This is a genomic window from Streptomyces formicae, from assembly GCF_002556545.1.
GTDB lineage: Bacteria > Actinomycetota > Actinomycetes > Streptomycetales > Streptomycetaceae > Streptomyces > Streptomyces formicae_A.
In genome coordinates this window covers 3,409,627-3,436,420 of sequence record NZ_CP022685.1, presented here as the reverse complement: position 1 = coordinate 3,436,420, position 26,794 = coordinate 3,409,627, and the positions used below count along the sequence as shown (strand labels likewise).

Sequence of the window (26,794 nt, the reverse complement as noted above, 5' to 3'; positions counted from 1 at the left end):
CCTTACGGGGCCTGGTTCAGGGCGAATCACAGTTCCGGGTGTACGTCTGCTTCGACTGCGGGCCGTATGTGGCTGAGCGCGCAGTTCCCCGCGCCCCTTATGGGGCGCCCCCGATGTCTCGGTTCAGGGCGAACCACAGCTCCATGCGGACGTCGGGGTCGTTGAGGTCCGTTCCCAGGAGGGCTTCGCAGCGGGCGATGCGCTGGCGGACCGTGTTGCGGTGTACGGACAGGGCCACCGCCGTGCGGTCCCAACTGCCGTGCAGGGAGAGCCAGGCGCGCAGGGTCGTCGTCAGGGCCTCGTTGTCGGACAGGGGGGCCAGGAGCACGCGCGCGTGGGCGGCGGCCTCCTCGGGGGCCACCAGGGCGGCGATGCCGTTCGCGTGGTGGTGGACCAGGGGGACGCGGGTGGCCTCCGCGCGGCGCAGCGCGCGGGCCGCCTGGGTGTCGGCGGCCGGCAGGTCGGCGGGGGGCGCGGGCGCGGCGACGCCGAGGGTCCAGCCGTCCGTGGGAGTGATCTCGCGGTCGGCGGGGACGAGGAGGCGTACGACGTCGTCGCGCGGGTCGACGAGGCCGCTGCCCAGGGCCGCGGCGAGCGCGGACGCGGCCAGCGGGGTGTGCTCCCCGCGCGCGTGCACCACGGTCCAGAGGTCGCTCCCCAGGAGAGGGCCGATCTCCTCCGGGGAAGCGCCGAGCAGCAGGCGCACGAGGGCGCGGGAGCGGGCCGCCTCCGAGGTGCCCTGGTGTTCGCCGGTGAGGAGCGAGAGCAGCACCACGGCCGCTCCCGCGATGGTGTGGTCGCCCGGTGCGCGGCGCTCGGTGGCGATGCCGAGCGCGAAGCCCCGGCCGCCGCCGAGGGCGTAGGCGGCCAGGTGGGTGGCGCCCGCGGTCTCGGCAGCGGAGGCGGGGGCGGCGGGCGTGCCGCGGCGTACGACACCGGTCAGCTCCCGCAGGGCGTCCCGCGCCGCGTCGCGGGTCCGCCCCGCCGACTGCAACTCCGCGCCGTCGGGCCCGTACAAGGCCGTGAGGCCGCCCAGGCGCGCGGCGAGCTGGCGCAGGACGGCCGGGATCGGGTCGGTCCTCGCGGCGGCCGTGGCGAGGCCCTGCTGCGCCTCCGTGACCCGGCGCAGCTCGGCGTGCCTGGCCTCCGCCATCAGCCGCCACACCGCGCGGGCGACGCCGCTGAACGTGGTGCGCGGCGGGACTTCCAGGAGGGGCAGGCCGTAGTGGTCGCAGGCGTCGACGAGGGCGCGCGGCACGGTGTCGTGCACGGGGGCGACGCCGAAGCCGAGCGCCGCGCCGCCCGCCGCGACGATGCGGCCCACATAGGCGTCGAGGGCGCTGTCCGTGCCCGCGGGGCCCGTGATGTGCACGCCCGCGGTGAGCAGCAGCTCGCCGCCGAGCAGATAGGGGTAGGGGTCCGCCATCTCCGAGGTGTGCACCCACTGCACGGCCGTGTCGGCGGCCCGCGCGTCCGGCCCCGCGATCTGCCGCAGCCCCAGGTCCTCGCGGGCGAGCAGCGCGGCGAGCGGTACGGGCGGGGTCGGCGGCGCGGGCGGAGCCGCGAGATCGGCCATGTGGACGTTCCATCCGTCTCGGTCGTGGAGAGTGGAGGAAACGTACACTTCAGCGTTGCTTTCCGGCCACCTAAGGTCGTGCCGACCAGAGGCCGTGGGTACGGGCGGATGTCCCCGGGGCCGGTCCTCACCCCCATCTGCACGACACGCCACCGAGGTGCGCGAAGGAGGCCCCCTTATGGCCGTCGACTACACAGTGATCGTCGTCTATCTCGCAGGGATGCTGGCCATGGGCTGGTGGGGCATGCGCCGCGCCAAGTCCAAAGCTGAGTTCCTGGTCGCGGGACGCCGCCTCGGGCCCTGGATGTACTCCGGGACGATGGCCGCCATCGTGCTCGGCGGCGCCTCCACCATCGGCGGCGTCGGCCTCGGCTACCAGTACGGGCTCTCGGGCGCCTGGATGGTCTTCACCATCGGCCTGGGGCTGCTCGCGCTGAGCGTCTTCTTCTCGGCCCGCATCGCGCGCCTGAAGGTCTACACCGTCTCCGAGATGCTCGACCTGCGCTACGGAGGGCGCGCGGGCGTCATCTCCGGAGTGGTCATGTGGGCGTACACGCTGATGCTCGCCGTCACCTCGACCATCGCGTACGCCACGATCTTCGACGTCCTGTTCGACCTGAACCGCACCGTCGCGATCATCATCGGCGGCTCGATCGTCGTCGCCTACTCCACGCTCGGCGGCATGTGGTCGATCACGCTCACCGACATGGTGCAGTTCGTGGTGAAGACGATCGGCGTGCTGCTCCTCCTGCTGCCCATCGCCGTCGTCAAGGCGGGCGGCTTCAGCGAGATGAAGGCCAAGCTGCCCACCGAGTACTTCGACCCCCTCGGCATCGGCGGCGAGACGATCTTCACCTACGTGCTGATCTACACGTTCGGCATGCTCATCGGGCAGGACATCTGGCAGCGCGTCTTCACCGCGCGCAGCGACAAGGTCGCCCGCTACGGAGGCACCGTCGCGGGCACGTACTGCCTGGTCTACGCGATCGCGGGCGCGGTCATCGGCACCGCCGCCAAGGTCATGTACCCCGACCTGCCGAGCGCCGACGCGGCCTTCGCGACCATCGTCAAGGACGAACTGCCCATGGGCGTGCGCGGGTTGGTGCTCGCCGCAGCGCTCGCCGCCGTGATGTCGACGTCCTCCGGAGCGCTCATCGCCTGCGCCACCGTCGCCAACAACGACATCTGGTCGCGGCTGCGGGGCGCGGTCGCCCCGACGTCGCAGGACCACGACGAGGTCAAGGGCAACCGCGTCTTCATCCTCGTGATGGGCGTCGGCGTGATCGCCATCGCCATCGCCCTCAACGACGTCGTCCAGGCGCTCACCGTCGCGTACAACCTGCTCGTCGCCGGGCTGCTCGTGCCGATCCTCGGCGGCCTGCTGTGGCGCCGCGGCACGGCGGCGGGCGCGCTCGCGGCCGTCGCCGCCGGTGGGCTCTCGGTCATCGGCCTCATGTGGGGGTACGGCATCCTCGCCAACGAGCCCGTCTACTACGGCCTGTTGATCTCGCTGGCCGTGTACGTCGTCGTCTCCCTCGCCACCAGGCCGACCGACGCGGCGGTGCTCGCCGCCTGGCGCGAGCGGCTTGCGGGGCGCGGCACCGAACCCGTGGCCGAACAGGCCCCCGTATCTCAGTAGAGTCATAAAACGCTCACAAAGCGCAGCGAAGCGTAAGAAGGAAGGCACTCCATGAGCAGCAACGAGACCCCTCGCGGCCCCGTCGACTCCTCCCGCATCCCGAGGTACGCGGGCCCGGCGACGTACGCCCGCCTGCCCCGCCTCGACGAGGTCGGCGGCAAGACGGACGTCGCCGTGGTCGGCGTGCCCTTCGACACCGGTGTCTCCTACCGCCCCGGCGCCCGCTTCGGCGGCAACGCGATCCGCGAGGCGTCCCGCCTCCTGCGCCCCTACAACCCGGCGCAGGACGCCTCGCCGTTCGCGCTCGCGCAGGTCGCGGACGCGGGCGACATCGCCGCCAACCCGTTCAACATCAACGAGGCGGTGGAGACCATCGAGGCCGCCGCCGACGACCTGCTCGGCTCGGGCGCGCGCATGATGACGCTCGGCGGCGACCACACCATCGCCCTGCCGCTGCTCCGCTCCGTCGCCAAGAAGCACGGCCCGGTCGCGCTGCTCCACTTCGACGCCCACCTGGACACCTGGGACACCTACTTCGGCGCCGAGTACACGCACGGCACGCCGTTCCGCCGGGCCGTCGAGGAGGGCATCCTCGACACCGAGGCCCTCTCCCACGTGGGCACGCGCGGCCCGCTGTACGGCAAGAAGGACCTCACCGACGACGAGAAGATGGGCTTCGGCATCGTCACGTCGGCGGACATCTACCGCCGCGGCGCCGACGAGGTCGCCGACCAGCTGCGCCAGCGCATCGGCGACCGTCCGCTGTACATCTCCATCGACATCGACTGCCTCGACCCGGCGCACGCGCCCGGCACCGGCACCCCCGAGGCGGGCGGCATGACCTCCCGCGAGCTCCTGGAGATCCTGCGCGGCCTGGCGTCCTGCAACCTCGTCTCGGCCGACGTCGTCGAGGTGGCCCCGGCGTACGACCACGCGGAGATCACCGCCGTCGCCGCGTCCCACACCGCGTACGAGCTGACGACGATCATGTCCCGCCAGATCGCGGAGGCGCGCGGGGCGGAGGGCGCCCGGTGACGCACGACCACGACGTGGTCCTCAGGCCCACCGCCGCACAGACCGAGGCCGCCCTGAACCCGCCCCCGGGGCGCAACGGAGGCGACCTCGTCGTCGAGACCCTGGCCGGGCTCGGCGCGACCACCGTCTTCGGCCTCCCGGGACAGCACGCGCTCGGCATGTTCGACGCGCTGCGCCGCTCCTCGCTGTCGTACGTCGGGTTCCGCGTGGAGAACAACACGGGCTTCGCGGCCGACGCGTACGGCCGGATCACCGGCGAGGTCGCCCCGCTGCTCCTGTCCACCGGGCCCGGCGCGCTGACCTCGCTCGCCGCGCTCCAGGAGGCGGCCGCCGGATCCTCCCCCGTCCTCGCGATCGGCAGCCAGGTCCCGGTGGCCGGGCTCGGCGGCGGACGCCACGGCTACCTGCACGAACTCCGCGACCAGCAGGGCTCGTTCAGGGACGTGGTCAAGTCCGTGCACACGGTCAGGACGGCCTCGCAGATCCCCTCCGCGATCGCCGCCGCCTGGGAGTCCGCGCTCACCGCGCCGCACGGCCCGGTCTGGGTGGAGATCCCGCAGGACGTCCTGCTCGCCGAGACGACACTGCCCGTCGTCACCGCGATGGACGCGACCCCCGACGAGGTCGTGCCGCGCCCCGAACTGACCGCGGTGGCGGCCGAGCTGCTCTCCCGCGCCGAGCGCCCCGCGATCATCGCGGGCGGCGGCGTGGTGCGCTCCGACGCGAGCGGCAAGCTGCTCGCGCTCGCCGAGCTGGTGAACGCCCCCGTCGTCACGACCTTCGGAGGCAAGGGCGCCTTCCCCTGGGAGCATCCGCTCTCGCTCCAGTCGTGGCTGGAGGACCGGCACACCACGGACTTCCTGGAGGACGCGGACGTCCTGCTCGTCGTCGGCTCGGGCCTGGGCGAACTGTCCTCGAACTACCACACGTTCAAGCCCCGCGGCCGGGTGATCCAGATCGAGGCGGACGCCGGGAAGCTGGAGTCCAACCACCCCGCGCTCGGCATCCACGCGGACGCGCGGCTCGCGCTCTCCGCCCTCCTGGAGACGATCGACGCCGAGCGTCCCGACGAGGGTGCCCACGCGCGCGTGGCGGACCTGCTGGCCAAGGTGGGCGAGCGGATCGACGCCCAGGACCTCACCCTGGAGCGCCAGGTGCTCGCCGCCGTCCGCGAGGCCCTTCCCGATGCCTCGCCGTCCTTCTGGGACATGACGATCCTGGCGTACTGGGCGTGGTCGGCCTTCGACGCGCGGCGTCCGAACACGATGCACTCGGCGCAGGGCGCGGGCGGCCTCGGCTACGGCTTCCCCGCGGCCCTCGGCGCGGCGGTGGCCGACCCCTCGCACCCGGTCCTCGCGGTCTCGGGCGACGGCGGCGCGATGTACTCGATCGCGGAGCTGGCCACGGCGCAGCAGTACGGGCTGAACGTGACCTGGCTGATCGTCGACGACGGCGGTTACGGCATCCTGCGCGAGTACATGTCCGACGCCTTCGGCGAGGCGAGCGCCACGGAGCTGGCGCGGCCGGACTTCGTGGCGCTCGCGGAGTCCTTCGGGGTGCCGGGTCTCCGGACGACTCCGGAGACCCTCGGGGACGACCTCGCGAAGGCCCTCGCCGAGCCGGGACCGTCCGTGGTGGTGCTTCCCGCGCTGCTTCGGATGTTCGCGCCGACGCATCTGGGGTGAGCGCGAGAGTTTTCGCACGGATTCCCTGTTTTCGTGCAACCTTTCACCACCGCTGGTGAGTCATGTGGGGCGAGTGCGCCGGGGGCGCACTCGTTTCACACACAGGGGATGGGAAAGCTCCATGACTCACCGGACATCCGGTATATCCAGGCGTGCCCGCGTGCTCTCGGCGGGCGTCGCCGCCGGGCTGCTCGTGCCGCTCGCCGCGGCCGCCACGCCTGCCGCCGCTGCCACGGCGCCGCAGGTCAGTTGCAGCTCCGCGCAGGCGGGCCTGGCCGGGAAGCTCACGAAGGACATCACCGCGGCCCTGAAGAACCGCAAGGGCACGGTCGCCGTCGGCCTGTACGACCGCACCACCAAGACCACCTGCACCCTGCGCGCGGGCACCTCCTTCGACTCCGCGAGCGTCGTCAAGGTGACCGTCCTCTCGGCGCTCCTGTGGGACGCGAAGAAGACCGAGCGGAAGCTGTCCGCCCGTGAGTCGGACCTCGCGTACGCCATGATCACCAAGTCGGACAACAACGCCACCAGCAAGCTCTGGCGCCAGCTCGGCACGGGCAAGATCAACGGCTTCCTCAAGGCCGCCAAGATGACGAAGACCGTGCCGGGATCCGGCGGCTACTGGGGCCTGACCCGGATCAACGCCACCGACGAGCAGAAGCTCCTCGGCCTGATCACCGCCAAGAACTCCGTCCTGAGCGACAACGCGCGCGCCTACATCCTCAAGCTGATGAACAAGGTCGTCTCCGCGCAGCGCTGGGGCACCCCGGCGGGCGCCCCGTCCGCCGTCAAGATCCACGTCAAGAACGGCTGGCTCCAGCGGTCCACCCACGGCTGGCGCGTGCACAGCGTCGGCGCCTTCAAGGGCGGCGGCCACGACTACACGATCTCCGTGCTCACGCACGGCAACAGCACCATGAACTACGGCGTCGCGACCATCCAGGGCGTGGCCAAGGCGATCCACAAGGATCTGGCGCCGCGTACGACTGCGCGTTACGCCCCGACGCAGACGCCTCAGGAGGCGTTCGTGGCGGTGCCGAGCAGCTGAGTCCTTCGCCGCGGCTCCGCTCTGGCTTGTCGCGCAGTTCCCCGCGCCCCTTACGGGGCCCGGTTTTGTTGCGGCGGGATGAAATCCGCCCGTCATGACGTTGGTGCCTTCCGGCAGGGAAGACGAGCGGGAGGCACCGAGTGACAGAGCAACGGGGATGGGCACGGCGGCTGGTCGGATACGCGTGGCGGTATCCGAAGGACGTCGTACTCTCGCTCGGGTCCTCGCTGGCGGGCATGGCCGTCATGGCCCTGGTGCCGCTGATCACCAAGGTGATCATCGACGACGTCATCGGCGCCGAGGGCCAGGGCGGCGGCAGGACCATGGGCCCCTGGGCGGGCGCGCTGCTCGGCGCCGCGCTCCTCGTCTACGTACTGACCTACATCCGCCGCTACTACGGCGGCAGGCTCGCCCTGGACGTCCAGCACGACCTGCGCACCGAGATGTACGGGACGATCACCAGGCTGGACGGGCGGCGCCAGGACGAGCTGTCCACCGGGCAGGTCGTGGGCCGGGCGACGAGCGACCTCCAGCTGATCCAGGGCCTGCTCTTCATGCTGCCGATGACCATCGGCAACATCCTGCTCTTCGTGATCTCGATCGTGATCATGGCCTGGCTCTCGCTGCCGCTCACGCTCGTCGCCCTGGCCGTCGCCCCCGGCCTCTGGTTCATCGCCCGCCGCTCCCGCTCCCGGCTGCACCCCGCCACCTGGTACGCGCAGGCCCAGGCCGCCGCGGTCGCCGGTGTGGTCGACGGCTCGGTCAGCGGCGTGCGCGTGGTGAAGGGCTTCGGGCAGGAGGAACAGGAGACCGGGAAGCTCAGGGAGGTCGGGCGCAAGCTCTTCGCCGGGCGCCTGCGCACCATCCGCCTCAACTCCCGCTACACGCCCGCCCTGCAGGCCGTGCCGATGCTCGGCCAGGTCGCCATGCTGGCCCTCGGCGGCTGGCTCGCGGTGCGCGGGGAGATCACGCTCGGCACGTTCGTCGCCTTCTCGACCTACCTCGCGCAGCTCGTCGGACCCGTGCGGATGCTCGCCATGGTGCTCACCGTGGGACAGCAGGCCCGCGCCGGCGTCGAGCGCGTCCTCGAACTCATCGACACCGAGCCGAGCATGCGGGACGGCACGAAGGAGCTGCCCGCCGACGCCCCCGCCACCGTCGAGTTCGACGAGGTCTCCTTCGCGTACGAGGAGGACAGGCCGGTCCTCGACGGCCTCTCCTTCCAGATCGCCCCCGGCGAGACCCTCGCCGTCGTCGGCTCCTCGGGCAGCGGCAAGTCCACCGTCTCGCTGCTGCTTCCCCGCTTCTACGACGTGACGCACGGCGCCGTCCTGATCGCGGGCCGGGACGTGCGCGAGCTGACCCTGGACTCGCTGCGCTCCGCCATCGGCCTGGTGCCCGAGGACTCCTTCCTCTTCTCCGACACCATCCGCGCGAACATCGCGTACGGCCACCCGGAGGCGACCCAGGAGCAGATCGAGACCGCCGCGCGCGCCGCGCAGGCCGACCGGTTCATATCCGAGCTGCCCGAGGGGTACGACACCACGGTCGGCGAGCAGGGCCTGACCCTCTCCGGCGGCCAGCGCCAGCGCATCGCGCTCGCCCGCGCCATCCTCACCGACCCCCGCCTCCTCGTCCTCGACGACGCCACCTCCGCCGTGGACGCCCGCGTCGAGCACGAGATCCACGAGGCCCTCAAGCAGGTCATGGCGGGCCGCACCACCCTCCTCATCGCGCACCGCCGCTCCACCCTCGGCCTCGCCGACCGCATCGCCGTCCTGGACGAGGGCCGCCTCGCCGACATCGGCACGCACGAGGAGCTCCAGGAGCGCTCCGCGCTCTACCGGCGCCTGCTGACCGACCCCGACGAGCTCGGCGGGGTCTCCCCGGGCCACACGCTCCCCGCCGACCTGCCCGAGGACACCTCCGTACGCGACGAGCTCGACGCCGAGTTCGACGCGGAGCGCGGCATCACGCCCGCGCTGTGGACCGGCGACCGCGAGAGCGGCAAGGACCCCGCGCTCTCCGGGATGCCGTCGACGCCCGAGCTCCTCGCCCAGGTCGACGCGCTGCCCCCGGCCGTCGACACCCCCGGCATCGACGAGGCGCGGGCCGTCACGCCCGAGGAGTCGTACGGACTGCGCAGGCTGCTCGCCGGGTTCGGCACGGCGCTGCTCCTGAGCCTGCTGCTCGTCACCGTGGACGCGGGGATGGGGCTGCTGCTCCCCGTCCTGATCCGGCACGGCATCGACGAGGGCGTCAACCAGCTCGCGCTCGGCGCCGTCTGGGCCGCCTCCGGCCTCGCGCTCGCCGCCGTCGTCGTCCAGTGGGTCGCCCAGACCGGCGAGCTGCGCATGACGGGACGCACCGGCGAGCGGGTCCTCTACTCGCTCCGCCTGAAGATCTTCTCGCAGCTCCAGCGGCTCGGACTCGACTACTACGAGCGGGAGCTGACCGGGCGCATCATGACCCGGATGACCACCGACGTGGACGCTCTCTCGACGTTCCTCCAGACCGGTCTCGTCACCGCGTTCGTCTCCGTGGTCACCTTCTTCGGCATCATGGTCGCGCTGCTCGTCATCGACGTACAGCTGGCCCTGGTGGTCTTCGCGACGCTGCCGCTGCTCGTCGTCGGCACGTACTTCTTCCGCAAGTCCAGCGTGAAGGCGTACGAACTGGCCCGTGAGCGCGTGTCCGTGGTCAACGCCGACCTCCAGGAGTCGGTCGCGGGACTGCGCATCGTGCAGGCGTTCCGGCGCGAGCGGGCGGGCCGCGAGCGGTTCGCCGAGGGCAGCGAGAGCTACCGCGCGGCCCGCATCAGGGGCCAGTGGCTGATCTCCGTGTACTTCCCGTTCGTGCAGTTCCTGTCGTCGGTGGCCGTCGTCGCGGTGCTCATCGTGGGCGCGGGACGGGTCGAGGCGGGCACCCTGACCACCGGTGCGCTCGTCGCGTACCTGCTCTACATCGACCTGTTCTTCGCGCCGGTGCAGCAGCTCTCGCAGGTCTTCGACGGCTACCAGCAGGCCACGGTCTCCCTCGGCCGCATCCAGGAACTGCTCCAGGAGCCGACCTCGACGAAGGCCGCCGACGAGCCGCTCGAAGTCCTCTCGCTCCGCGGCGACATCGCCTTCGACGACGTGCACTTCGCGTACGCGGAGGACGAGGAGGCCCTCACCGGCATCCGCCTGCGGATCCCCGCGGGCCAGACCGTCGCCTTCGTCGGCGAGACGGGCGCGGGCAAGTCGACCCTGGTCAAGCTCGTCGCCCGGTTCTACGACCCCACGGGCGGCCGCGTCACCGTCGACGGGAGCGATCTGCGGGACCTCGACATGACCTCCTACCGGCACCGCCTGGGCGTCGTGCCGCAGGAGGCGTACCTCTTCGCGGGCACGGTCAGGGACGCCATCGCCTACGGCCGCCCGGACGCCACCGACGCCCAGGTCGAGGCGGCGGCCCGCGCGGTCGGCGCGCACGAGATGATCGCCACCCTCGACGGCGGCTACCTGCACGAGGTCAGCGAGCGCGGCCGCAACCTGTCGGCCGGGCAGCGCCAGCTGATCGCGCTTGCCAGGGCCGAGCTGGTCGACCCGGACATCCTCCTCCTCGACGAGGCGACCGCCGCGCTCGACCTGGCCACCGAGGCGCAGGTCAACCAGGCCACCGACCGCATCGCGGGCAAGCGCACCACGCTCGTGGTCGCCCACCGCCTCACCACGGCGGCCCGCGCCGACCGGGTGGTCGTGATGGACCAGGGGCAGGTCGCGGAGGACGGCACGCACGAGGAACTGCTCGCGCTCGACGGGCGGTACGCGCGGCTGTGGCGGACGTTCGTGGGGGAGGACGAGCCGGAGCTCAGCGCGTCGACGTGAGGCGCGGGGGTCCGGCGCGGACGTCCCGATGTCGGGGTTACTCCGCGGTATCCCTTCCGCGGCAAAAATGCCCCCGCGGCCCGCAACCGCGCGGGCTGTGGGCGGCGTCCGTACATCAGTACGCTGATGCCACAGGGGTGGGAGGGACATACGTGAGCGGTAGCCGGATACGACGGCGGTCGGCGCTGGGCGTCGCCGTGCTGGCCTCGGCCGTGCTGCTCGTCCTCGCGGGCTCCGGCGTCGCCTCGGCGAAGCCCGTCAAGAAGACCGCCAAGGCGGCCTGCGCGGGACACAAGGTGCGCACGCTGCCCTTCAGCACCGGCAGGGTCGAGATCTTCAAGTCGCGCGGCTACCTCTGCGCCATCGCCTTCGCCAAGCGGCCGGGCACCCGCACGTCGATGTCGGTCAGCGTCCAGGCGCGCGGCAGCCGCCCGGCGCGCGACAAGGGCCGCTACACCCACCACGCGGGTCCGGTGACGGTCCACGCGGGCCACCGCTGCGTCCGGGTGACCGGCAAGATCGGCCGCGGCGGCGTCAGTTCGGGCTGGATCCTCTGCTGAGTCCTCGCACACGCACTCGATCTCCTCTGGTGCGGACCCAGTTGCTCCGTTAGGTTCCGGGGCATTGCTGTGTCGACAGGGGAGGGTGCATGCGCAAGGCGCTCAGATGGCTGCTGTCGCTCGTGGTGCTGATAGGCACGATGAGCGCGGCCGGAGCGACGACGACCGGAGCGGCCACCGCCGCGGAACCGGGCGTCCCAGGTACGTCGGACACCTCGGACCGATCGGGTACCGACATCAAGGACAGGCTGCTCGCCATACCCGGCATGAGCCTGATCGAGGAGAAGCCGTACCCGGGGTACCGCTTCTTCGTCCTGAACTACACCCAGCCGGTGGACCACCGGCGCCCGTCCAAGGGCACGTTCAAGCAGCGGATCACCGTGCTGCACAAGGACACCAGCCGCCCCACGGTCTTCTACACCGGCGGCTACAACGTCTCGACGACCCCGAGCCGGCGCGAGCCGACGCAGATCGTCGACGGCAACCAGATCTCCATGGAGTACCGCTTCTTCAACCCGTCGCGCCCCGACCCGGCCGACTGGAGCAAGCTCGACATCTGGCAGGGCGCCAGCGACCAGCACCGCATCTTCAAGGCTCTGAAGCCCGTCTACGGCAAGAAGTGGCTGGCCACCGGGGCCTCCAAGGGCGGCATGACCGCCACGTACTTCGAGCGCTTCTACCCGCGTGACATGGACGGCATCGTCTCCTACGTCGCGCCCAACGACGTGGTCGACAAGGAGGACTCGGCGTACGACGCGTTCCTCGCCGGGGTCGGGCCCGCCCAGTGCCGCACCAAGCTCCAGGACGTGCAGCGCGAGGCGCTGGTGCGCAGGGAGGCGCTGTCGAAGAAGTTCGCGGCCTACGCCGAGGCACAGGGCTACACCTTCAAGACCATCGGCACGCTCGACAAGGCCTTCGAGGCCGTCGTGCTCGACCTGGTCTGGGGCTTCTGGCAGTACCAGCCCGCCGCCACCGCCTGCGGCAAGGTCCCGGACGCGGCGACCGCGAGCGACCAGCAGATCTTCGACTACGTGGAGGCCGTGGGCGGTTGGTCCTCCTACGCCGACCAGGGCCTGGAGACCTACACGCCGTACTACTACCAGGCGGGCACCGAGCTCGGCTCGCCCTCCATCAAGCAGCCCTGGCTCGGCAACCTGAGCCGCTACGGCTACCAGCCGCCGCGGAACTTCGTGCCCCGCGAGATCCCCATGAAGTTCAAGCCGCACGCCATGCGCGACGTGGACCGGTGGGTGCGGCACAACGCGCACCGGATGATGTACGTGTACGGCGAGTTCGACCCGTGGGGCGCCGAGCAGTTCCGTCCCGCCAAGGGCGCCAAGCACGACTCGTACGTCTTCACGGCGCCCGGCGCCAACCACGGCGCGACGGTCTCGCAGCTCGTCGCGGACGAGAAGGCGAAGGCGACGCAGCGGATCCAGGCGTGGGCCGGGGTCGCATCCGAGGCGGGCAAGCCGCTCGCTCCGTACGACAAGAAGCTCGACAAGCGCGACGTGCGCAAGGAGCTGACGCTGCGGCCGTAGGCCACCGGGCCGGACGCGCGTCCGGTCGGGTCCCGCTCAGAGCCGTACGGCACACCCGACCGGGCGTTCGCCGCCCAGTGACACGTAGAGCTGTGTGGCGGGCGGGCACAGCGCCCGCTTCGCCACCGCCCTGGTGATCCGGTACTCCGGGTCCCGCTTGCCGGAGCCGTCGCAGGCGGTCTCCCGCACCTGGCCGCGCCCCGCGCCGTAGACGCAGTCGCCGACGAGGGTCCGCGGCCCGCCGCCGCGCCCCGGATCACCGGGGTGCGGCGGTTCCAGGTTCCGCATGCACGCGTAGCCCTGCGGGACCTCGCCGTCGCCGTCCTCGTCGCCCGCGGGCCTGCTCTCGCTGATGTGCAGGACGAAGTCCGTACGGGCGGGGCACTTCGGGCCTTCTTTCACCTCGCCGTCATGGCGCGCGACGACCCGCGCGGCGGCCCGCTCGCTGGTGCACGGCACTTCGGTGAACGTCTCGCGCCCGCGCGAACTGCACTCGTCGACGGCGAGGAACACCGCGCCGAACCCGGCGGTTCGCGAGGCGGCGGGCGCCGTGCCGTCGATCCGGCCGGACGCGGTGGGTCCCGAGCCGCCGGACTTCTGGCAGCCCGTCAGCGCGACCGTGCCCGCGAGCAGCAGCGCGCAGACCGTCCCCCAGGCCGCACGAGGCCGCGCCGCGGTGCAGACGAGCATGGCAGTCCCCCCGATATGTGTACCCAGCGTGACCCTGGGGAGCGGGCGCGCGCCAGGTGCACAGGGTGCTTCGGGTCGTTTGGGGGTGGTGCGCCGGTAGTGCGTCGTACCTCTCAGTACGTAAGGCCGTGGCCGACCGGGTACAGCACCTGCGTCGGATCGTCCGCCCGCCGCACCGGCACGGGCAGTCGGCCCCGGGGCGCCGCGCGGCCCGCGATCACCCGTGCCGCGGCGCGCAGTTCGACGTCGGTCCAGGAGTACGAGGCGAGTGAGGCGTCCACGTCGGGCAGGTGCGCGATGTCGTGGGGGTTGCGGACGGCGAGCGTGATCACGGGGACGCCGGTGGCCTTGAGCGCGGCGACGAGGACGGCCTGTCCGTCGGTCGACGGCGCGGCGTAGTTCCCGGCCCTGCCCGGCCTCGACGCCTTGTCAAGCGCGGCGTTGGCCGCCTGGGTGTTGTCCCGCGCGGTGGTGCGCGCCGCCACGTTGTAGGTCGCCACGAGGACCGCGTCCTTGCCCTTCGCCGCCACCACCGCCTCCTCGACGGCCGTGTCGTCGGGGGCCGTTCCCGTGGAGCGGGCCGTCGCGGTGAAGCCGAGGCCGGTCAGGGCGTCGGCGAGCACCGTGGTCGGCGGGCCCGTCGTGCCGGACGGCGAGCCGGGGTCCACGCCGACCACCAGGATCTCGGGGTGCGTGTGCGGGGAGAGCGGCAGCAGGGCGTGGTCGTCGCGCAGCAGCGTCGTGGTCGCCTCGGCGATGCGGTCGGCGGTGGCGAGATGGCCGGGTGCGCCGACGGTGGCGTCGACTTCCTCGCTCGTGGTCCCGGCGCCGGTGCCGTCACCGGCCGTGAGGCCGTCGAGGAGCCCCACCTTCGCCTTCATCCGCAGCACGCGCAACACCGACTCCTCGATGCGCTCCTCGGTCAACTCGCCGTCCGCGACGGCCCGGAGCACCGCGTCCCACGCGACCTTCGGGTTCGGCGGGTTCAGGAGCTGGTCGACGCCCGCCTTGAGCGCGAGCACGGCCACCCGGTCGTCGCCGTACTTCGTGCGTACGCCGCGCATCGCGAGCGAGTCCGTGGAGATCACGCCGTCGTAGCCGAGTTCCTCGCGGAGCACGCCGGTCAGGATCGGGCGGGACAGGGTCGCGGGGTCCCCGGCAGGGTCGAGCGCGGGCACCACGATGTGCGCGGTCATCACGGAGTCGACGCCCGCGGCGACGGCCGCGCGGAACGGCGGGGCGTCGACGCGGTCCCACTCCTCGCGGGTGTGGTGGATGCGCGGCAGTTCGGTGTGGCTGTCGTCCATGGTGTCGCCGTGCCCGGGAAAGTGCTTGGCCGCCGTCGCGATGCCCGCGCTCTGGTAGCCCTCGATCTGCGCGGTGACGAATCCGGCGACCGCCTCGGGGTCCGAGCCGAAGGAGCGTACGCCGATGACGGGGTTGGCGGGGTCGACGTTCACGTCGGCGTCCGGGGCGTGGTCCTGGCGGATGCCGAGGGCGCGCAGCTCGGCGCCCGCGACGCGGGCGGCCTCGCGGGCCATGTCGTGCGACCCCGACGCGCCGATCGCCATCGCGCCGGGCAGCAGGGTCGCGGGGGCGCCGACGCGGGCGACGATGCCGTGCTCCTGGTCCACGGAGATCAGCACGGGGATGCGGGAGGGCTGTTCCGCGGCTGCCTTCTGGATGCCGTTGGAGAGCTCCGCGATCTGTCGCGGGGAGCGGGTGTTGTGGGCCCAGCCGAAGTAGATGACGCCGCCGAGCCGGTACGTGGCGATCAGCTCGGCTGCGTCGCGCACCCCCAGCTCGCGGAGGTTGGTCTCCACGTCCGCGGCGTCCGGATCGGTGGCGCTCTCGCCGTACACGTGCATCACGAAGAGCTGACCGACCTTCTCCTCCAGGGTCAGGCCGGAGATGATCCCCCGCAGGCGGCGGTCGAGGTCGTCGGACTGGGACACGTGCGCTCCTGCGGGCCGGTGGAGAGTCTCCAGGAAAGTTTCTTTCAGGCCCTACGGATATCCCGAAGCTTTCTGCCGGTCAAGGGAGTACGGGTGCCGGGGACGCCGGTGCGGAGGGGCCGTCACCGGCGCTGTCTGGAGGGGGGCGCACCGGTGACGGCGAGCTGCCGGCCGCAGGCGGCGGAGAGGGTGGTCAGCGTTCGCAGCCAGCAGCGATGCCGACACCGCCTTGCGGAGACTCACCGGCAGCGTGCTGCTTGGACGGGGGCGATGTCTCGTGGGTTCCCGTTGAGACGTTGATTTTCGGAGAGGGGCGGAGCATTCCCCGAAGGCCCGGTGAGGGCTGGGCGCGCGGTCCCCCGCCCCTCCCCGCACGGGGCGCCACCCCTGAAGGGACGCCGCCCCTCAGTCCGTCCGCGTCACCAGGCGCGTCAGGAGTTCGCGGCCCGCGCCGAGCGAGTCCGACAGGGGCGCCGCCTCCTCGTACCAGCGCTTCTCGTACTCCCAGCACAGCCAGCCGTCCCAGTTCTCCTGGTGGAGGAGGGCCACGCACTCGGCGAGCGGCAGGGTGCCCGTGCCGAGGGGGAGCGGGGTCGTGTCGTCGGCCGACGCGATGTCCTTCACCTGGACGTAGCCGAGGTACGGCGACAGCGCGGCGAACGTGTCGGTGACGGGCTCGCCGCCCAGCCACGTGTGCATCACGTCCCACAGCGCGCCGACCTGCCGGTGCCCGACCGTGCCGAGGATCCGGGTGACGTCGGCGCCGGTGCGGTGCGAGTCGTGCGTCTCCAGGAGGATGCGTACGCCCGCGTCCGCGGCGTGGCGCGCGGCCGTGCCGAGCCGCCTCGCGGCCGTCGCGTCGGCCTCGTCCGCGCTCTGCTCCGTGCCGCCGCCGGGGAAGACGCGGACGAAGGGGGCGCCGAGGTCGCGGGCGAGCGAGACGAGCGAGCGGATCTCGTCCAGGACGGGCTCGTCGTCGCCGGGCGCCGCCACCTGCGCGTACCCCGCGATGCCGAGGATCTCGACGCCCGCCGACTTGAACGAGGCGGCCACATCGGCCCGTTCGACCAGACCGAGCCCCGGATGGACGGGCTCTTCGGGGTGCGCGCGGAGTTCCACGCCGTGGTAGCCGTGGGTGGTGGCCAGGCGCAGGACGTCGGGCAGGGGGAGCCCCGGGACGCCGAGGGTGGAGAAGGCGAGTTTCATGGCCACGACAGTAGGCGGCACGTGTCAGGGGTCAACCCCGCCCCTGTCCGTGGCGGTGGAAGCGGGCTCGCGCCGTTCACCGCGGTCCGACCGGGACGGGAACGTACGACGTCACACGACGTCACACACGAGCCGCGGTCGGCTCCTCACAGGAACGCCAGTCGCGCGCCCAGCGCCGCGAACGCCACCGCGAAGGTGCGCCGCATCCAACGCACCACATGCGGGCGGGAGATGACCCGGCTGCGCATCGCCGCGGCGAACCGTCCGTACGCCACGAAGACCACGAACGTGATCAGCATGAAGTACGCGCTGAGCTCCGTCATGCGCAGGAACGCGTAGGGCTCGTCGGCGGCCACGAACTGCGGCAGGAACGCGAGGAAGAACAGCGTGAGCTTCGGGTTGAGGATGTTGATCAGTACGCCGGTGAGGATGGTGCGGCCCGTGGAGCGCGGCTCCTCGGAGCCGGGGGCCTGCGCGGTCAGCTCGCTCTTGTCCCGCAGCGTGCTCCACGCCATGTACAAGAGGTAGGCCACGCCCAGGTACTTGACGGTCTCGAAGGCGACCGCGCTGGCGTTCAGGAGCGCCGCGAGGCCGGTGATCGCGGCGATCATGTGCGGTACGACGCCGAGCGTGCAGCCGACGGCGGCGATCACCGCGGCACGGGTGCCCCGGGAGAGGCCGGCCGCGATCGTGAAGAGGACACCGGTACCGGGAGTCACGCAGACGACCAGGGAGGTGAGCAGAAATTCCATGGGCTCGACCCTGGCGCCACAATGGATCCATGAACAGGTCCAATGGATCGGCTTCCGACAGGTCCATAACGCCGGGGCGGACCGGAGACGCACCCGCCACCTCCGACTTCCTCCAACTCGACACCGGCGACGCGCCGAGGGGCGGCATCGCCGACTGGCTGGCACGGCAGATCAGGGGCGCGATCGCGGACGGTCGCCTCACCACCGGCAGCAGGCTCCCCGCCACCCGCGCCCTCGCCGACGAACTGCGCGTCTCCCGTGGCGTGGTGACCGAGGCGTACCGGCGCCTGACCGAGGACGGGCACGTGGCGGGCCGGGGCAGGGGCGGCACGGTGGTCCTCGCGACACCGGCCCGTACGCGATCGATGCCCGCCCGCAGCACGACAACTGATGGACAGTCAGCGCGGAGGGACCTCTTCGCCACACCCTCTGACGACCTCGGCATCTTCGACGCCGTCCGCGCCGCCCCCGCCCGCATCGACCTCTCACCCGGCCTGCCCGACCTCTCGGCGTTCCCGCGCGCGGCCTGGCTGCGTGCCGAGCGGGCCGTGCTCGCCGGACTCGCCCCGGCGGACTTCGGGTACGGGGATCCGCGCGGCACACCCGCCCTGCGCGGCGCCGTCGCGCGCTGGCTCTCCCGCAACCGGGGGATCGTCGCGGACCCGGCCGACGTGATGATCGTCAACGGCACGGCCCAGGCGCTGCGCCTGCTCGTCGACGTGCTGCGCGCCGAGGGGATCTCGCGCGTTGCCGTCGAGGAACCGGGCTCCCTCGGCGTGCGCCAGCACCTGCGGCCGCTCGGCACGCCGCCCGTGCCGGTGGACGCCCAGGGCGTCCGCGTCGACGCGCTGCGGGCCACCGGGGCGCCAGCCGTGCTGCTCACACCGGCCCACCAGTTCCCGACCGGCGTGGTCCTCGGCGGCGAACGGCGCCGCGAACTGATGGACTGGGCCCGCGAGGGCGGCCTCGTCATCGAGGACGACTACGACGCGGAGCACCGCTACGACCGCCCCGCCGTGCCCGCGCTGCACGCCCTGCTCCCGGCGCACGTCTGCTACGCGGGCAGCGTCTCCAAGCTGCTCGCGCCCGCGCTGCGGCTCGGCTGGCTGCTCGCCCCGCCCGCGTACCAGGACGCCCTCGCGGACGCCAAGCGCCTCGTCGACCTCGGCAACGCGGCGCTGCCCCAGCTCGTCCTCGCCCACCTGATGGAATCGGGCGACCTGGAACGCCACTTGCGCCTGATCCGCAAGCACCACCGCAGGCGCAGGGACGCGATGATCCAGGCGATCGCGACGCACCTGCCGGGCGCGAGGGTGCACGGCGCGGCGGCGGGCCTGCACCTGACGATCACCTTCGACGCGGCGGCGTACGACGCCCCCGACACGGACCTGGCCACCGCCGCCCTCGCCCACGGGGTCAAGGTCCACCCGCTCTCCTGGCACACCCAACTCCCGCACGCCCCGGGCCTGGTGCTCGGCTACGCGGCGACCGGCACGGCGGAGATCGCGGAGGGGGTGCGGGTGCTGGGGCGGCTGCTGTGAGCGGGCGCCGGGGAGGGGCGGCCCGGTAGCGGAGGGCCGGAGGGCCGGAAGGCCCTCTACCGAGGCCCCGCCGTCGACCCCCGCACCATCAACTCCCCGTGCACCGTGGCCACTCCGCCCGGCGGCGGCTTCTCCTTGCCCATGGCGATGCGGCCCGCGCGGGCCCCCGCCTCGTGCAGCGGCAGCCGGACCGTCGTCAGGGCGGGGACCACGTCGATGCTGAAGGGGAGGTCGTCGAAGCCCGCCACCGACACGTCGTCCGGGATGCGCAGGCCCTTGTCGCGCAGGGCCGCGCAGGCGCCGAGCGCCACCGTGTCGTTCGCGGCGACGACGGCCGTCAAGTCGGGTGCGCGGCGCAGGAGTTCGACCGTCGCGTCGTATCCGGAGCGGCGGTCGTAGGGGCCGTGCACCGTCAGCGCGGGATCGTCCTCGATGTCGCGCGCGGCGAGCGCGGCCCGGTGGCCCTCCAGGCGGTGCCGGGTGGTGGTGCGCTCCTCGGGGCCCGCGATGTAGCCGACGCGCCGGTGCCCGAGACCGAGCAGGTGCTCCGTGATCTGGCGGCCGCCGCCGCGGTTGTCGAAGGTGAGCGCCGCCACCGCGTCGGTGTCGGGCGACGGCGGGCGCCCGCACAGCACCACCCGCGAGCCCGCCTCCGCGAGCCGCCGCAGCTTCCCGGCGATCGCGGCGGCGTGCTCGGCGTCCTCGATCGCGCCGCCGGTGAGGACGACCGCGGCGGCGCGCTGGCGCTGGAGGAGGGTGAGGTAGGTCAGTTCGCGCTCGGGGGAGCCGCCGGTGTTGCACACCACCGCCATCCGCTCGCCGCCCGCGCGCCCGCCGGGACCGCCGATCTCGGACTGCACGGCGCCCGCCATGATCCCGAAGAAGGGGTCGGCGATGTCGTTGACGAGGACCCCGACCAGGTCGGAGGTGGCCGCGGCGAGCGCGCTCGCGGGCCCGTTGAGGACGTAGTCGAGGTCGTCGACCGCGCGCAGGACCCGCTCGCGCGTCGCGGCCGCCACGGGGTAATTGCCGTTCAGCACGCGGGAGACGGTGGCGGGGGAGACCTGCGCGCGGGCCGCCACGTCCGCCAGGGTCACGGTCATCTCGTCGTCCTCCGGTCACTGCTCTGGTCGTCGCGACGGCCCGCGCCCCGTGACGGGCGCCGCGCCACTGCGCTGCGAAAGTCCGAAGCCCTTGTCCGAACCTTGTCCGGCAGGCTAGCTTGCCCCTAAATAGAAAGCGCTTGCTACGCCCCTATGGAGGGACTTTCGTGACACGGAAGACGGTGCGCATCGCCATGAACGGCGTCACCGGACGCATGGGCCACCACCAGCATCTGGTCCGCTCGATCCTCGCCCTCCGCGAGCAGGGCGGCCTCGATCTGGGCGAGGGCACCGTGCTCTGGCCCGAGCCGGTCCTCGTCGGCCGCAGGGAGCACGCGCTGCGCGCGCTGGCCGAACGGCACGGCCTCGAACACGTCTCGACCGACCTCGACGCGGTCCTCGCCGACCCCTCCGTCGACATCTACTTCGACGCCCAGGTCACCTCCGCGCGCGAGGAGGCCCTCAAGAAGGCCATCGCCGCGGGCAAGCACGTCTACACGGAGAAGCCCAGCGCCACCGGCCTCGCGGGCGCCCTCGACCTGGCCCGCCTCGCCACGGACGCGGGCATCAAGCACGGCGTCGTCCAGGACAAGCTCTTTCTGCCGGGCCTGCTCAAGCTGAAGCGCCTCATCGACGGCGGCTTCTTCGGCCGGATCCTGTCGGTCAGGGGCGAGTTCGGCTACTGGGTCTTCGAGGGCGACTGGCAGCCCGCGCAGCGGCCCTCCTGGAACTACCGCGCCGCGGACGGCGGCGGCATCGTCGTCGACATGTTCCCGCACTGGGAGTACGTCCTGCACGAGCTGTTCGGCCGGGTGCGCAGCGTCCAGGCGCTCACCGCCACCCACGTCCCGCAGCGCTGGGACGAGGGCGGCAAGCCCTACGACGCCACCGCCGACGACGCCGCGTACGGCATCTTCGAGCTGGACGGCGGGGCCATCGCGCAGATCAACTCCTCCTGGGCGGTGCGCGTCAACCGCGACGAACTCGTCGAGTTCCAGGTCGACGGCACGGAGGGCTCGGCCGTCGCGGGCCTGCGCAACTGCCGCGTACAGCACAGGAGTACGACCCCCAAGCCGGTCTGGAACCCGGACCTGCCCGTCGCCCACTCCTTCCGCGACCAGTGGCAGGAGGTCCCCGACAACCAGGGGCCCGAGGGGTTCGACAACGGCTTCAAGGCGCAGTGGGAGCTCTTCCTCAAGCACGTGTACGCGGACGCGCCCTACCGCTGGGACCTCCTCGCGGGCGCGCGCGGCGTGCAGCTCGCCGAACTGGGTCTGCGCTCCTCGGCCGAGGGCCGCCGCGTCGACGTGCCGGAGATCGCGCTGTGAGCACCGTCCTGCTTCCGGCCGAGGGCGGCGGCACGCGCGCGTACACCCCGCGCGAGGCGCCCCGCCCGACGCGCGCCGCGCCCCGCCCGACGGGCGGCGGCTCCCCGCTCACCTCCCGCACGGTCTTCTCCGCCGCCCACGTGGTCGCCGACCCCTACGCCGACGTCCCCCCGGAAGGCCCCGCCGCCGTCGACTGGGACGCCACCCTCGCCTTCCGCCGCCACCTCTGGTCGCACGGCCTCGGCGTCGCGGAGGCCATGGACACCGCGCAGCGCGGCATGGGCCTGGACTGGGCGGGCGCCGCCGAGCTGATCCGCCGCTCGGCCGCCGAGGCGAAGGCGGTCGGCGGCCGCATCGCGTGCGGCGTCGGCACCGACCAACTCACGGCACCCGCCGACCTCCTGACGGTCCGTACGGCGTACGAGGAGCAGCTGGAGCTCGTCGAGTCGTGCGACGCGCAGCCGATCCTGATGGCGTCACGCGCCCTGTCGGCGGCGGCCGCGTCGCCGGACGACTACCTGGAGACGTACGGCCATCTCCTGCGCCAGGCCACCGAGCCGGTGATCCTGCACTGGCTCGGCCCGATGTTCGATCCCGCCCTGGAGGGCTACTGGGGCTCGGCCGACCTGGACGCGGCCACGGACACCTTCCTCCAGGTCATCGCCGCCCACCCCGACAAGGTCGACGGCATCAAGGTCTCGCTCCTGGACGCCGACCGCGAGATCGCCCTGCGCCGCCGCCTGCCCCGGGGCGTGCGCTGCTACACGGGCGACGACTTCCACTACCCGGAACTGATCGCGGGCGACGACCACGGCTTCAGCCACGCGCTGCTCGGCATCTTCGACCCGCTGGGGCCCCTCGCGGCGGACGCGGTGCGGATCCTGGACACCGGGGACGTGAAGGGCTTCCGCGAACTCCTCGACCCCACGGTCGCGTTGTCACGCCACCTCTTCCGGACGCCGACCCGCTACTACAAGACGGGCGTCGTCCTGCTCGCCTGGCTCGCGGGCCACCAGTCGCACTTCACCATGGTCGGCGGCCTCCAGTCGGCGCGCTCGCTGCCGCACCTGGCCCGCGCCTACGAACTCGCCGACGGCCTCGGCCTGTTCCCCGACCCGGCCCTCGCCGCCGCCCGCATGCGATCCCTGCTCACCGTCCACGGAGTACCCCAATGAGCGCCGCTGTCGACCCGTCCCGGCTGAGCATCAACCAGGAGACCATCAAGCAGTGGTCGATGACCGACCTCGCCGCAGGCTGCGCCGAGGAGGGCGTCACCGGGGTCGGTCTGTGGCGCGCGCAGGTCCAGGAGTACGGGGTCGAGCGCACCGCCCGCCTCATGCGCGAGTCGGGCCTCACCGTCACGAGCCTGTGCAGGGGCGGCTTCTTCACGGACATCGGGGAGGCGGCACGCGCGCGTGCCCTCGACGACAACCGCGCGGCGGTCGACGAGGCGGCGACGCTCGGCACGGACACGCTGGTCCTGGTCTCCGGCGGGCTGCCGCACGGCAGCAAGGACCTGACCGGTGCCCGCGAGCGCATCGCCGACGCGCTTGCCGTCCTCGGCCCCTACGCCGAGGAGCGGGGCGTACGGCTCGCCATCGAACCGCTGCACCCGATGTTCGCCGCGGACCGCTGCGTGGTCTCCACCCTGGGCCAGGCGCTCGACATCGCGGAACGCTTCCCCGCGGCGCAGGTGGGCGTGGTCGTGGACACCTACCACCTGTGGTGGGACGACCAGGCGCCCGCGCAGATCGACCGGGCGGGCAGGGGCGGCCGGATCCACGCCTTCCAACTGGCCGACTGGATCACTCCGTTGCCCGCGGGCGTGCTGCTCGGGCGCGGGCAGCTGGGGGACGGCAGCGTCGACTTCAAGGCGTTCCGCGCGCTGGTCGACGGCGCGGGGTACGCGGGGGCGATCGAGGTCGAGATCTTCAACGAGGACCTGTGGGCACGCGACGGCGGCGAGGTGCTGAGGGAGACGGCGCGACGCTTTCGCGCGCACGCGTGAGACCCGTGCGGACCGCGGCCGTGGCCGCGGCCGCTCGTTGACTACTTCTTGCCGCCCAGGACCTGCGCGAGCAGATCACCGAGGCCACCCGAGGACGCCGACGCCTTCGGGGCCGCACCGCCGGGGGCCTTGGTGCTCGCGGCCCGCTTGGTGAGCACCGCGAGGACGACGGGGATGAGCATCTCGATGACGCGGGAGACCGTCGGCGCGGGGATGCCGGTCTTCTTGGAGACCGCGTTGGCGACCGGCTTGCTCATCTTGGCGAGGACGCCGGACATCATCCCCCCGGCGGCGAGACCGCCCAACCCGCCGAAGGCGGCCACCCCTTGAAGGGGCTGCTCGCCGGGCTGGAGGGGCGGTCCGCCGGACTCGACCTCGGCGAAAGCCCGGCGCACCTCGTCGGCCTCCGCGGGATCCGGCGCGGCCGCCTTGTCCTGGAGGTCCCCGGAGAGCGCGGACACCGTGGTGCCCACGACGTCCTGGGCCCCTGCCGCGTCCGTGCCGAGCAGGCCCGCGATCTCCTGGAGCTTGTCGTCGCCGAGCTCGTTCAGCACGTCCTGCTCGAAGGACTGGGAATCGCTCATGCGTCAAACGCTACTTCTGCCCCGCTTTGTCAGCACCTGGAAGCCGTTCCGAAAACTCGTGGGCAACGCCGTGCAACCCTTCGGGCACCAGGCGTGTCGTACTTGGAGTCAGACCTTCTGAGGGGGGAACCAGGATCTGGGGGGATCCGGGGGATCCGGGGGGATCGCGAGGTTTGACAGGGGAGGGAAACCCGAAGGGGTCTGGTCCACGGACCGGGCCCCTTCGAAGTTGTCCACAGGCTTCCCGCGCTGTCGGTGCCGGGCGGTAGCGTCGGATCATGTCGAGTCAGGCACCGGCGATGTCGGTGCTCGAGGGGGTCCTCGAGCGCATCACGTACGCCAACGAAGAGACCGGGTACACGGTCGCGCGCGTCGACACCGGACGCGGCGCGGGCGATCTGCTCACGGTCGTCGGCGCGCTGCTCGGCGCCCAGGCCGGGGAGTCGCTGCGGATGCAGGGCCGCTGGGGCTCCCACCCGCAGTACGGCAAGCAGTTCACCGTGGAGAACTACACGACGGTGCTGCCCGCCACCATCCAGGGCATCCGCCGCTATCTCGGCTCCGGCCTCATCAAGGGCATCGGCCCGGTGATGGCCGACCGGATCACCACCCACTTCGGCGTGGACACCCTCGACATCATCGAGACCGAGCCCGAGCGCCTGGTGGAGGTGCCGGGACTCGGCCCCAAGCGGACGAAGATGATCGCCGCCGCCTGGGAGGAGCAGAAGGCCATCAAGGAGGTCATGGTCTTCCTCCAGGGAGTCGGCGTCTCCACCTCCATCGCGGTGCGCATCTACAAGAAGTACGGCGACGCCTCGATCTCCGTCGTGAAGAACGAGCCCTATCGCCTCGCCGCCGACGTCTGGGGCATCGGCTTCCTCACCGCCGACCGCATCGCCCAGTCGGTCGGCATCCCGCACGACAGCCCGGAGCGCGTCAAGGCCGGTCTGCAGTACGCCCTTTCGCAATCCACCGACCAGGGCAACTGCTTCCTGCCCGAGGAGCGCCTGATCGCCGACGCGGTCAAGCTCCTCCAGGTGGACACGGGCCTGGTCATCGACTGCCTCGCCGAACTGGCGGGCGAGGAGGAGGGGGTCGTACGGGAGAGCGTGCCGGGCCCGGACGGCGGCGAGGACGTCACGGCCGTCTATCTGGTGCCCTTCCACCGCGCCGAAATCTCCCTGGCCGCCCAGCTGTCGCGCCTCCTGAGGACCGACGAGGACCGGATGCCCGCCTTCCGTGACGTCGCCTGGGACAAGGCACTCGGCTGGCTCGCGAAGCGCACGGGAGCCGAACTCGCGCCCGAGCAGGAGGAGGCGGTCAAGCTCGCGCTGACCCGGAAGGTGGCCGTCCTGACCGGCGGGCCGGGCTGCGGCAAGTCCTTCACGGTCCGCTCCGTCGTCGAGCTGGCCCGCGCCAAGAAGGCCAAGGTCGTCCTCGCCGCTCCCACCGGACGCGCCGCCAAGCGCCTCGCCGAGCTGACGGGCGCCGAGGCGTCCACCGTCCACCGCCTCCTCGAGCTGCGGCCGGGGGGAGACGCGGCGTACGACAAGGAGCGGCCGCTCGACGCCGACCTGGTGGTGGTCGACGAAGCCTCGATGCTGGACCTGCTCCTGGCCAACAAGCTGGTCAAGGCGGTCCCGCCGGGCGCCCACCTGCTCTTCGTCGGCGATGTGGACCAACTGCCGAGCGTCGGCGCGGGCGAGGTCCTGCGGGACATGCTCGCCGACGGCAGCCCCGTCCCCGCCGTCCGTCTCACCCGCATCTTCCGGCAGGCCCAGGAGTCGGGCGTGGTCACCAACGCCCACCGCATCAACTCCGGTGTGCCGCCGCTCACCCAGGGCATGAAGGACTTCTTCCTCTTCGTCGAGGAGGAGACCGAGGACGCGGGCCGCGTCACGGTGGACGTCGCCGCGCACCGCATCCCCAAGAAGTTCGGCCTCGACCCGCGCCGCGACGTCCAGGTCCTCGCCCCCATGCACCGCGGCCCCGCGGGCGCCGGGAACCTCAACGGCCTCCTCCAGCAGGCCATCACGCCCGCCAGGCCCGACCTGCCGGAGAAGCGCTTCGGCGGCCGGGTCTTCCGCGTCGGCGACAAGGTCACCCAGATCCGCAACAACTACGAGAAGGGGCAGAACGGCGTCTTCAACGGCACGGTGGGCGTGGTCACCTCGCTCAGCACGGACGACCAGAGGCTGACCGTCCTGACCGACGAGGACGAGGAGATCCCGTACGACTTCGACGAACTGGACGAGCTCTCGCACGCCTACGCCGTGACGATCCACCGCTCCCAGGGCAGCGAGTATCCGGCGGTGGTGATACCCGTCACCACGGGCGCGTGGATGATGCTCCAGCGCAATCTGCTCTACACCGCGGTGACACGCGCCAAGAAGCTGGTGGTGCTCGTCGGTTCGCGCAAGGCTCTGGGCCAGGCGGTACGCACGGTCTCCGCGGGCAAGCGCTGTACGGCCCTGGATTTCAGGCTTTCGGGGCGCCGCGGGGAGGGCCCTGGACGTTTTGATCGATCAAACGAGTCGCAAACGTCACACAGCACTTCCGGAACCGGGGCGAAGGGGGCAGGATGAGCAGGTTGGCGGCACTGAGTGCCGCCAATAGGCCCAATGGTCGACCCCGAGTGCACTCTCCAGGGCCAAATGGGGGATGGTAGAGACAG

The 26,794-nt window shown here is 72.2% G+C and carries 19 protein-coding genes; 12 read left to right on the top strand and 7 right to left on the bottom strand.

Annotated elements, in window-relative coordinates; all coding sequences use genetic code 11:
- Positions 1-97: 97 nt before the first annotated feature.
- Positions 98-1,576: a helix-turn-helix domain-containing protein gene (locus KY5_RS14675; RefSeq protein WP_098242670.1), complete on the bottom strand. Its 1,479-nt coding sequence runs from the start codon at positions 1,574-1,576 to the stop codon at positions 98-100.
- A 178-nt stretch (positions 1,577-1,754) separates the two neighbouring features.
- On the opposite strand from KY5_RS14675, the gene KY5_RS14670 reads away from it, so the two are divergent.
- The 7 genes from KY5_RS14670 (at position 1,755) to KY5_RS14640 (ending at position 12,953) form a co-directional block, all read left to right on the top strand.
- Positions 1,755-3,215 carry a sodium:solute symporter gene (locus KY5_RS14670; RefSeq protein WP_098242669.1) on the top strand — a complete coding sequence of 487 codons (1,461 nt, stop codon included), beginning with the start codon at positions 1,755-1,757 and terminating at the stop codon, positions 3,213-3,215.
- A 51-nt stretch (positions 3,216-3,266) separates the two neighbouring features.
- Positions 3,267-4,250: an agmatinase gene (speB, locus tag KY5_RS14665; RefSeq protein ID WP_098242668.1), complete on the top strand. Its 984-nt coding sequence runs from the start codon at positions 3,267-3,269 to the stop codon at positions 4,248-4,250.
- On the top strand, positions 4,247-5,935 hold the full coding sequence (locus tag KY5_RS14660) for a thiamine pyrophosphate-binding protein (RefSeq protein ID WP_098242667.1): 1,689 nt from the start codon (positions 4,247-4,249) through the stop codon (positions 5,933-5,935). Before speB ends, KY5_RS14660 begins: the two co-directional genes overlap by 4 nt.
- Before the next feature lie 121 nt (positions 5,936-6,056).
- The gene (locus tag KY5_RS14655) at positions 6,057-6,983 is read left to right on the top strand and encodes a serine hydrolase (RefSeq protein ID WP_098242666.1); all 927 of its coding nucleotides are present in this window, start codon (positions 6,057-6,059) and stop codon (positions 6,981-6,983) included.
- A gap of 140 nt (positions 6,984-7,123) precedes the next feature.
- Positions 7,124-10,852 (top strand): ABC transporter ATP-binding protein, encoded by a 3,729-nt coding sequence (locus tag KY5_RS14650; RefSeq protein WP_098242665.1) that lies wholly within the window; start codon positions 7,124-7,126, stop codon positions 10,850-10,852.
- A gap of 152 nt (positions 10,853-11,004) precedes the next feature.
- Positions 11,005-11,412 (top strand): hypothetical protein, encoded by a 408-nt coding sequence (locus KY5_RS14645; RefSeq protein WP_098242664.1) that lies wholly within the window; start codon positions 11,005-11,007, stop codon positions 11,410-11,412.
- 89 nt (positions 11,413-11,501) lie between these two features.
- Complete coding sequence (locus KY5_RS14640) at positions 11,502-12,953, top strand: S28 family serine protease (protein WP_098242663.1); 1,452 nt, start codon at positions 11,502-11,504, stop codon at positions 12,951-12,953.
- A 36-nt stretch (positions 12,954-12,989) separates the two neighbouring features.
- On the opposite strand, the gene KY5_RS14635 is transcribed toward KY5_RS14640, so the two are convergent.
- The 4 genes from KY5_RS14635 to KY5_RS14620 form a co-directional block, all read right to left on the bottom strand.
- Positions 12,990-13,643 carry a hypothetical protein gene (locus KY5_RS14635; RefSeq protein WP_098242662.1) on the bottom strand — a complete coding sequence of 218 codons (654 nt, stop codon included), beginning with the start codon at positions 13,641-13,643 and terminating at the stop codon, positions 12,990-12,992.
- A 113-nt stretch (positions 13,644-13,756) separates the two neighbouring features.
- Positions 13,757-15,511, bottom strand: coding sequence for a glycoside hydrolase family 3 protein (locus KY5_RS14630; RefSeq protein ID WP_418952868.1), 1,755 nt, complete (start codon positions 15,509-15,511; stop codon positions 13,757-13,759).
- A gap of 492 nt (positions 15,512-16,003) precedes the next feature.
- On the bottom strand, positions 16,004-16,804 hold the full coding sequence (locus KY5_RS14625) for a sugar phosphate isomerase/epimerase family protein (RefSeq protein ID WP_098247258.1): 801 nt from the start codon (positions 16,802-16,804) through the stop codon (positions 16,004-16,006).
- A gap of 146 nt (positions 16,805-16,950) precedes the next feature.
- Positions 16,951-17,556 (bottom strand): LysE family translocator, encoded by a 606-nt coding sequence (locus KY5_RS14620; protein WP_098242660.1) that lies wholly within the window; start codon positions 17,554-17,556, stop codon positions 16,951-16,953.
- Positions 17,557-17,585: 29 nt separating this feature from the next.
- Between KY5_RS14620 and KY5_RS14615 the strand changes: the two genes are divergently transcribed.
- The gene (locus tag KY5_RS14615) at positions 17,586-19,097 is read left to right on the top strand and encodes a PLP-dependent aminotransferase family protein (RefSeq protein WP_098242659.1); all 1,512 of its coding nucleotides are present in this window, start codon (positions 17,586-17,588) and stop codon (positions 19,095-19,097) included.
- Positions 19,098-19,153: 56 nt separating this feature from the next.
- On the opposite strand, the gene KY5_RS14610 is transcribed toward KY5_RS14615, so the two are convergent.
- Complete coding sequence (locus KY5_RS14610) at positions 19,154-20,200, bottom strand: LacI family DNA-binding transcriptional regulator (protein ID WP_098242658.1); 1,047 nt, start codon at positions 20,198-20,200, stop codon at positions 19,154-19,156.
- A 167-nt stretch (positions 20,201-20,367) separates the two neighbouring features.
- Between KY5_RS14610 and KY5_RS14605 the strand changes: the two genes are divergently transcribed.
- From KY5_RS14605 to KY5_RS14595, 3 genes are read left to right on the top strand one after another with little or no spacing between them, the layout of a single operon-like run.
- Complete coding sequence (locus KY5_RS14605; RefSeq protein ID WP_199843081.1) at positions 20,368-21,528, top strand: Gfo/Idh/MocA family protein; 1,161 nt, start codon at positions 20,368-20,370, stop codon at positions 21,526-21,528.
- Complete coding sequence (locus tag KY5_RS14600) at positions 21,525-22,703, top strand: dihydrodipicolinate synthase family protein (RefSeq protein WP_098242657.1); 1,179 nt, start codon at positions 21,525-21,527, stop codon at positions 22,701-22,703. The genes KY5_RS14605 and KY5_RS14600 overlap by 4 nt, the downstream gene beginning before the upstream one ends.
- A complete protein-coding gene (locus KY5_RS14595; protein WP_098242656.1) occupies positions 22,700-23,536 on the top strand; it encodes a sugar phosphate isomerase/epimerase family protein in 837 nt (278 codons plus the stop codon). Before KY5_RS14600 ends, KY5_RS14595 begins: the two co-directional genes overlap by 4 nt.
- Before the next feature lie 41 nt (positions 23,537-23,577).
- Here KY5_RS14595 and KY5_RS14590 read toward each other — a convergent pair whose 3' ends face one another.
- A complete protein-coding gene (locus KY5_RS14590; protein ID WP_098242655.1) occupies positions 23,578-24,120 on the bottom strand; it encodes a DUF937 domain-containing protein in 543 nt (180 codons plus the stop codon).
- A gap of 299 nt (positions 24,121-24,419) precedes the next feature.
- Between KY5_RS14590 and KY5_RS14585 the strand changes: the two genes are divergently transcribed.
- Complete coding sequence (locus tag KY5_RS14585; RefSeq protein WP_234363176.1) at positions 24,420-26,705, top strand: ATP-dependent RecD-like DNA helicase; 2,286 nt, start codon at positions 24,420-24,422, stop codon at positions 26,703-26,705.
- Positions 26,706-26,794 lie beyond the last annotated feature (89 nt).

What these genes read in the sequence shown, in the direction of transcription:
- KY5_RS14630 (WP_418952868.1), bottom strand. Translation starts at nt 15,511, where the DNA reads ATGCACGTGTACGGCGAGAGCGCCACCGATCCGGACGCCGCGGACGTG.
- KY5_RS14675 (WP_098242670.1), bottom strand. Translation starts at nt 1,576, where the DNA reads ATGGCCGATCTCGCGGCTCCGCCCGCGCCGCCGACCCCGCCCGTACCG.
- KY5_RS14625 (WP_098247258.1), bottom strand. Translation starts at nt 16,804, where the DNA reads ATGAAACTCGCCTTCTCCACCCTCGGCGTCCCGGGGCTCCCCCTGCCC.
- KY5_RS14655 (WP_098242666.1), top strand. Translation starts at nt 6,057, where the DNA reads ATGACTCACCGGACATCCGGTATATCCAGGCGTGCCCGCGTGCTCTCG.
- KY5_RS14620 (WP_098242660.1), bottom strand. Translation starts at nt 17,556, where the DNA reads ATGGAATTTCTGCTCACCTCCCTGGTCGTCTGCGTGACTCCCGGTACC.
- KY5_RS14590 (WP_098242655.1), bottom strand. Translation starts at nt 24,120, where the DNA reads ATGAGCGATTCCCAGTCCTTCGAGCAGGACGTGCTGAACGAGCTCGGC.
- speB (WP_098242668.1), top strand. Translation starts at nt 3,267, where the DNA reads ATGAGCAGCAACGAGACCCCTCGCGGCCCCGTCGACTCCTCCCGCATC.
- KY5_RS14635 (WP_098242662.1), bottom strand. Translation starts at nt 13,643, where the DNA reads ATGCTCGTCTGCACCGCGGCGCGGCCTCGTGCGGCCTGGGGGACGGTC.
- KY5_RS14640 (WP_098242663.1), top strand. Translation starts at nt 11,502, where the DNA reads ATGCGCAAGGCGCTCAGATGGCTGCTGTCGCTCGTGGTGCTGATAGGC.
- KY5_RS14615 (WP_098242659.1), top strand. Translation starts at nt 17,586, where the DNA reads ATGAACAGGTCCAATGGATCGGCTTCCGACAGGTCCATAACGCCGGGG.
- KY5_RS14585 (WP_234363176.1), top strand. Translation starts at nt 24,420, where the DNA reads ATGTCGGTGCTCGAGGGGGTCCTCGAGCGCATCACGTACGCCAACGAA.
- KY5_RS14595 (WP_098242656.1), top strand. Translation starts at nt 22,700, where the DNA reads ATGAGCGCCGCTGTCGACCCGTCCCGGCTGAGCATCAACCAGGAGACC.
- KY5_RS14670 (WP_098242669.1), top strand. Translation starts at nt 1,755, where the DNA reads ATGGCCGTCGACTACACAGTGATCGTCGTCTATCTCGCAGGGATGCTG.
- KY5_RS14610 (WP_098242658.1), bottom strand. Translation starts at nt 20,200, where the DNA reads ATGACCGTGACCCTGGCGGACGTGGCGGCCCGCGCGCAGGTCTCCCCC.